The sequence below is a fragment of the Streptomyces graminilatus genome, from assembly GCF_001418565.1.
Lineage (GTDB): Bacteria > Actinomycetota > Actinomycetes > Streptomycetales > Streptomycetaceae > Streptomyces > Streptomyces graminilatus.
Window position 1 is genome coordinate 1 of record NZ_LIQQ01000619.1, and the last position, 1310, is coordinate 1310.

The 1310-nt window shown below is 70.2% G+C and carries 1 protein-coding gene; it reads left to right on the forward strand.

Annotation, left to right across the window (positions count from 1 at the left end):
• Positions 1-98 precede the first annotated feature (98 nt).
• The gene (serC, locus tag AOK08_RS38385) at positions 99-1217 is read left to right on the forward strand and encodes a phosphoserine transaminase (RefSeq protein WP_055534722.1); all 1119 of its coding nucleotides are present in this window, start codon (positions 99-101) and stop codon (positions 1215-1217) included.
• The last annotated feature ends 93 nt before the right edge of the window (positions 1218-1310 follow it).

Consider the following 1310-nt stretch of genomic DNA (forward strand, 5'->3'; position numbering starts at 1 on the left):
CTCCCCACCCCCCGCACCCTTCCGCCGAACCCGCGGAGCGCGTCTCACCGGACGGACGACGTTTCCTCCGCGTTTCCCCGAGCGGCTACGCTCATTCCGTGGCTGAGATCCGGATTCCCGCTGACATCAAGCCCGCCGACGGACGTTTCGGCGCGGGCCCCTCCAAGGTGCGGACGGAAGCGCTGGACGCGCTGGCCGCCACCGGTAGCTCCCTGCTCGGCACCTCCCATCGCCAGGCCCCGGTCAAGAACCTGGTCGGCAAGGTGCGCGAGGGCATCTCCGAGCTGTTCCAGCTCCCCGAGGGCTACGAGGTCGTCCTCGGCAACGGCGGCTCGACCGCGTTCTGGGACGTCGCGACGCACGGTCTGATCGAGAACAAGTCGCAGCACCTCACCTTCGGTGAGTTCAGCTCGAAGTTCGCGAAGGCCGCCAAGCTCGCCCCGTGGCTCGCCGACCCGACCGTCATCTCCTCGGACCCGGGCACCCACCCGGACCCGGCGGCCGAGGCGGGCGTCGACTCGTACGCCTTCACGCACAACGAGACGTCCACCGGTGTCGCCGCGCCGATCAAGCGCGTAGCGGGTGCCGACGAGGGCTCCCTCGTCCTCGTGGACGCCACGTCCGGCGCCGGCGGTCTGCCCGTCGACATCGCCGAGACGGACGTCTACTACTTCGCCCCGCAGAAGTCCTTCGCGGCGGACGGCGGCCTCTGGCTCGCCGTGTTCTCCCCGGCCGCGATCGAGCGCGCCGAGCGGATCCACGCGAGCGGACGCCACATCCCGGAGTTCTTCTCGCTCCCCACCGCGATCGACAACTCGCGCAAGAACCAGACGTACAACACCCCGGCCCTCGCCACCCTGTTCCTCCTCAACGAGCAGCTGGAGTGGATCAACGGCCAGGGCGGCCTGGACTGGGCGGTCCGGCGTACGGCCGCCTCGGCCCGCGCGCTGTACGGCTGGGCCGAGGACGTCAAGTACGCGAACCCGTTCGTCACCGACCCGGCGAAGCGCTCGCAGGTCATCGGCACGATCGACTTCTCGGACGACATCGACGCCGCCGCCGTCGCCAAGGTCCTGCGCGCCAACGGCATCGTCGACACGGAGCCCTACCGCAAGCTCGGCCGCAACCAGCTCCGCGTGGCGATGTTCCCGGCGATCGACCCGGCGGACGTCGAGGCCCTGACGAAGTGCGTCGACCACGTGATCGAACAGCTCTGACCCACCCCCTCCTGTACGACGGCACTCCTGCACGTCGGCACTCCTGTACGACGACGGGGGCGCCCGGTGATGATCACCGGGCGCCCCCGTCGT